Here is a 2,837-nt window from a genome sequence, read left to right as displayed (position 1 = left end):
TGACCGCAGAGCGGTCCAGATACGCTCCCACGCAGAGCGTGGGAGCGAAGAAAAAACTTCAGTGTACTTCTGTGTGTTCTGTGGGCAAAACCTCTTGGCTTTCTTTGAAAATGAAACAACATGTTTGTTTGAAATTTGTACTAAGCGCCAATTATTTTGACTTTTCTTCAGGAACCAGCCTCAACTGGACTACTGATGCATTTTTTTTGTGTGCCAGTTTCTGCAGTTCCTGCATTTCAGGCCTGGTATAGGTCCTGCCTTCCATCAATACTTCCTTGGCCTGTAACATTTCCTCGTCAACCATAATTTGAGTGTTTTTTCGCGGCAAAAGGCTTCGCTCCAGACACTGAATCCTCATTCCCAGTGTCAATGTATGCTTGAAAAAAGCATCCTGAACCTGGCCAAGGTCTTCATTTCCACACATTACCTGCACCTGGAATCCTGGTCTGTTCTTCTTCATTATTCCGGGTAGGTAAATTACATCCAGAGCCCCTGTCTGCATAATTTCTTCAAGAAAAACTCCAAGTTCTTCTCCTGTAAGATGATCTATGTTGGTCGTAAGCACCCAGACCTGGTCTTTTAGGTAGCCCCGGGGCTTTACTGGTGTTTCCGCCACAAATACCCGCAATCCGTTGAATCCCTTTTTTTTCTTGCCGAAACCGGTGCCGGATTGCTTGAGAGTTCCGGAAAAACCGGGGCTGTATTCTTCGACCAGTTGATCAAGCAGCAAGGCTCCGGTGGGTGTGATTATCTCCCAGTCGTATTCAGAAGGCCGGATTTTTTTACCCTGCAAAAGCAGGGCGGTGGCGGGGGCAGGCAGAGGCAATTCTCCATGTGCAGTTTGAACCTTCCCCCTGAACCAGGGGACCTCTGAAGACCTGACATGTCTTATGCCCAGTTTCTTCAGCCCCCAGAAGGCTCCTACTATGTCCATAATCGTATCAAGTGCACCCACTTCATGAAAGTGAACCCTATCCAGACCCACGCCATGAACACTTGCCTCCACACGGGCAAGGCCCTCAAAGGCCAGCTTGGATCGCTTACTTACATCTGCAGGGATGTCCATTCTGTCCAGAACATCATAGATATCCTGGAGCATTCTTAAAGGCTGGTTATTCTCCCAGCCAAAAACAGCTGCCCTGCCTTTTACGCCGTGCCTGACTTCCTCTCTGAAACCCATCCGGACCCCAGGGACAACCCTTTGCAAGGCCTGCTCCAGGGGTCTGAAGTCCACTCCGAGGTCTGCCAGGGCTGCAGCGAACATATCGCCGCTGATCCCATATTCCAGATCCAGATACAAAACTGACATGCATCCTCCAATTTTAAAAAAAACTGTTCAATACCACAGCGACAAATGGATTTCATTCGCAGCGCTTTTTCAACTCAGGTGCAGTCTTGACATTCTACCTTGGATATCAAACAATGATTGAAAGCCTTCTCCCCTGTAGTTCAATAGCGATAATATCCAAGGCTGACTTTGCCCGCAACCCAAGATAGGTATCTGTTTAGCGCTTTGCATGTGGCACGGGGACTGGCTCTCAATGGTGAGACTCTCAATCACGCCTTGGCGTGACTGGGGCTGTCCCGCATTTATTTTTCCTGGGTAATGCTGAAAATGTCTCGCTGGAGTGTTAACTCTCAACCTGCAAAAAATTATGTTAAAATCCCGGAAAAGAATTCAGGATGCTTTGTTTGGTGGAGTGCTGGCCGGTTTGGCCCATCAGTGGAAAATCAGTGTTTCCCTGTTGAGGATACTGTTTTTTATGGCCTTTGTTCTGTTGAATTTTGTGCCGTACCTGGGCTGGTCTGCCTCCATGGCCCCTGTTTTGCTCTACATCCTTTTATGGTTGACCATGCCCGGAACTGAAGGTGAACTAACGGAAAAGCAGCAGGAAAAAAAAGCAGCCAGGATCAAAACCTTCTACAATTATACCATGCTGGGGGTGGTGATCAACCTTCTGCCATTCCTGCTTCTTGGTGTTTTTAACCCGGATCAGTTTTTCATGCTTCTTTTTACCGTCCCCTCTTTCATCCTTCTTTTACCGGCTACTCTCTTTATTATTGCAGGTATAGTCAAGGCTCAGTAAAGAATATCTGTTTAGCGCATTGAAAGTCGCATGGCTTCCTGCCCCACCTCCGGCTCGTAAGACCATGGCCTGCGGGTCGCTTCCTGCTCCGCTTCCAGCAAGGAAACCTTCCAGGGCCGGAGAGGAGAGTATACAGCCAGGAGAGAGGAGGCATACAGCCCGGAGGGAGGCTGGCGCTCCTCCGCATTTCTTGTTTATTGCGGCGATGCCTGTCCCCTGCTTTCCTAAAAAGTGCTGAAAAGATGCTTGGAGTGACAAAACTGATTTTTTTCAAGTGCATCAGTAAACCGTCATTCAGAGCCTGTGTGCTGGATCGACAGGTAAACGGTTACAATATTTCGTTGAAAGGCTTGATTAAGACACATTCGTTGCAAGCTGAATTTCGCGACATCATACCCATTATATAACCGTTTACCTAAAACAGAGTGCAAAACACCCCAATGTGAGCTATTATAAGTTATCATTTCACGTATCTGTTTAGCGCTTTTAAGGAAAGCAGGGGACAGGCACTCCGGAACCCACTTGAGCATCAATTTGTGCTCAAAATGACTCATTTTCTGGGACAAGTGGGTCCCGGAAGAGCCAGTCCCCATGCCACATCCAAAGCACTAAACAGATACATCATAACACTACAGCGAAACTTATGATTGACCTCCGGGGACTGGCTCTTTTGCCCCCGAATTTTTGAAGCATTTGCAGACTATCAACCGGCAAAAGTGCCTGTCCCCAGTTTAGGCAGGTTGAAAAGTT

At 47.7% G+C, this 2,837-nt stretch carries 2 protein-coding genes; one reads left to right on the top strand and one right to left on the bottom strand.

Annotated elements, in window-relative coordinates; translation table 11 throughout:
- Nucleotides 1–151: 151 nt before the first annotated feature.
- A complete protein-coding gene (locus QZP87_RS03650) occupies nucleotides 152–1,309 on the bottom strand; it encodes a LarC family nickel insertion protein (protein ID WP_291321558.1) in 1,158 nt (385 codons plus the stop codon).
- Between the two features lie 346 nt (nucleotides 1,310–1,655).
- Here QZP87_RS03650 and QZP87_RS03645 point away from each other — a divergent pair, with 346 nt between their 5' ends.
- Entirely contained in the window at nucleotides 1,656–2,087 is a 432-nt protein-coding gene (locus tag QZP87_RS03645; RefSeq protein ID WP_291321557.1) for a PspC domain-containing protein, read from the top strand.
- The last annotated feature ends 750 nt before the right edge of the window (nucleotides 2,088–2,837 follow it).

It is taken from the genome of Desulfonatronospira sp. (assembly GCA_003563255.1).
Lineage (GTDB): Bacteria > Desulfobacterota > Desulfovibrionia > Desulfovibrionales > Desulfonatronovibrionaceae > Desulfonatronospira.
This window is presented reverse-complemented; position numbering and strand designations above follow the sequence as displayed.